Source organism: Myroides guanonis (assembly GCF_900114085.1).
Lineage (GTDB): Bacteria > Bacteroidota > Bacteroidia > Flavobacteriales > Flavobacteriaceae > Flavobacterium > Flavobacterium guanonis.
The window spans coordinates 1-3,275 of the sequence record NZ_FORU01000027.1; the positions used below are offsets into that span (position 1 = coordinate 1).

The following is a 3,275-nucleotide window of genomic DNA, read 5'->3' on the forward strand; positions in this document are numbered from 1 at the left end:
CTGCCAATATATTCTATATTACCATCGGGTAACCAACGCGCTAAATCGCCTGTCTTATATAATCGTTCACCTTCTCTAAACGGATTCGCTATAAATTTTTCCTTTGTTAAATCTTCCTGATTCAAATAACCTCGAGCAACACCTGCTCCACCAATATACAACTCCCCGATAACTCCTACAGGTAAAAGCTGAGCATGATTATTTAAGATATAAACTTGAGAATTATCAATAGGCTTACCAATAGGAATCTTAATCATTGGAGTATTTAATACTTTGTAATTAGTAGCAACTACAGTAGTTTCTGTTGGACCATAATTATTATAAATAGTAATATCACTTGATCTACTTAGGCGTAGTACATCTCCCCCTGTTAAAACAATAATGTTAGGTAAAGATATTTCTTTATCTAAAAAATTCTCACACACTATTGTTGGCATATAAGCATGTGTAATAGCATGTTGGGTTAAAAAAAATGAAAGCTTATCCAAATCGTAACGATACTTTTCTGAAATAGGATATAAACTGCCTCCAGAAAGCAAGTATGGAAATATTTCCCAAACACTAGCATCAAAACCAACCCCTGAGAATAGAGTACCTCTACTCTGAGAAGTTACTGAATATGCTGATTGATGCCAAAAACATAAATGAACCAAGTTTCTATGTTCAATCATAACTCCCTTAGGTTTACCAGTACTACCTGAAGTATAAATAACATATGCCAGATCATTAGGAGTTGTTATTATTTCAGGTAAATCATCAGAATATGAAGAAATAACCTCTTTGAAAGTATCTAATAAAAAATTATCTACAACAATAGAGCAATTACTGTCATTCTTTATATACATCTTTCTTTCTTCAGGAAAATTAGGATCGATAGGAACATAAGCCGATCCTGTTTTCAATATAGCAAGAAGTGAAATAATTAACCAATCACTGCGATCTAAAACTACTCCTATTAAACTATCTCGACTAATGTTATTATTAGATAATAAATAATGAGCCAATTGATTGGAACGTTGGTCCAATTCTTTATAAGTTAATTCTTCATCTTCATAAACAACTGCAACAGCATTTGGTGTCTCCTTAACCTGTTCAATAAATAAATCCACTACGGTTATATCTAATGGGTATGCTACATCTGTGTTATTGAAAATATTTAGTAATTGATGTTTTTCTTTATTAGACAGAATACTCAATGTATTTATGCTTACTTCTTTCTCTAGAGTTGCATCATCTATGAGCTGAATTAATGATTGCTCCATGAATTTAAGTATACGATCTGCTCCAATATTTACATCCACAAGTGCTGTTAATCCAAAATCAATACCAAAATCATCTACATTAAAGTTAAAAGGATAATTCGTACGTTCATAATCTCCAATTAGAGTTATCCCTAAATCTTTCATATTATTCTCTTCTACTAAAGATGATGAAGAATGACGGTAATTTAATAAAGCACTAAAAACAGCCATTTGATTGGAGATACCACTCCAATTATGGATATGAGACAAAGGAGTTTGTTCATAAGATAATAGTTCTCCTAATCTTAATTTAACTTGATCTAAATACTCCCTAACACTGCCTTTTAATTCCAAAGCAACTGGTAAAGTATTTATAAACAAGCCTAAAGAATCAGCTGCGCCTAAAGAACCTTGCAAACGTCCGGAAAATAAAGATCCAAACACCGCATGTTGCTTATTACTGCATCTTGCTACTACCAATCCGAAAGCTGCATGAAACAATACTGCAGGACTTATACTTAAATTCACACAAACAGTACGCAATAAGGTACTTAAATCTTTAGAAAGAATTACAGTAGACTCTTCCATTTTTGTACCGTTTCCTAAGATATTTGATAAATTAAACGGGTATGTAGGTTCATTAATTTCTCCCAATAGTGATCTAAAATAAGACTCTCCATCGTTGACTGATTGTGCATGTAATGTATGCCCAATAAAATCCCTATATAAAAAAGGAACTGAAAGATTTTCAGCTTCTCCTGACAGATACAACATTACCTCTTCTACGACTTTCTCTAAACCAACATGGTCTATTATTAAATGATGATAATAGACTACTATATAATAAGATTCATTCTCAGGATCATCAACTAATTTCAATTCCAGTAATGGAGCCTTAGAGGTATCCATCCAATGAGTACCTGATGCTACCAATAATTCCAACTGTGGTAAAATAGATTTGGAGTTATCCAAACTTGAACTATCTAATAATTCTACTGGTAAAACAGCTTCTCGCAATACTACCTGAACAACACTAGGTAAACCGGTACTTAAAAAGCAAGTACGCAAAATATCATAGCGATTCACCACAGATTGTAAGGCTTCCATAAACTCTGTGCGCTTGTGTGATTCTGAAAATGAAAGTAAACTCGAAAGAACATAAGGATCTCCATGAACAGCATTGCTCATGAGGTGGTGAAAATAAATTCCTTCTTGTAATGGAGATAAAGGATAGATGTCTGCAATATTTGCAACACCACCTGGAACCATTGCGACTATCTTATCTAAATCACTCTGCTCAAAATTAAGTAAAGGAACCATCAATTGTGTGATATAATCACTTGTTGCTAAAATCCCATTAGCAGGAACAGTGTAAACAAACGATATCGAAGATAACTTATCACTAATAGAAGCTATCGTTGGACTTGCAAAAATATCTTTAGCTAAGATATGAAAATCTAACGCTTGCAGGCGAGACATCAATCGAACGACCAATAAACTATGACCACCTAATTCAAAGAAATCATCATAAATTCCTACTTGTTCTACTCCCAATAATTCTTGCCAGATTTCTGCTAATTGCGTTTCTGTTTCATTGCGTGGTGCTACATACTCTTTGCTCGATAATTCTGAACTATCAGGATTTGGCAATGACTTTTTATCTAGTTTTCCGTTACCGGTTAATGGCATCGCATCTAAAGTTACCCACAATTGAGGAACCATATACTCAGGCAAGCTTAGCTTTAATTGGTTTTGTAATACTTCTTTATCGAAATCCCCCTCGGGTACAACATAACCAACCAGACGCTTGTTGCCGACTGTATCTTCCTTAGCCAGTACACAACATTGTGTTACTCCAGGCAAAGATGACAATATATTCTCAATCTCTCCAAGCTCGATGCGATAACCACGGATTTTAACCTGATCGTCTTTCCTGCCGATATATTCTATATTACCATCGGGTAACCAACGCGCTAAATCTCCCGATCTGTATAATCTGGAAGTTTTATCCTCACTAAACGGATTCGCTATAAA

At 34.3% G+C, this 3,275-nt stretch carries 1 protein-coding gene; it reads right to left on the reverse strand.

Annotated elements, in window-relative coordinates:
• The coding region (locus BM024_RS13550; protein ID WP_143077792.1) for a non-ribosomal peptide synthetase at positions 1–3,275 on the reverse strand (3,275 nt) is incomplete at both ends.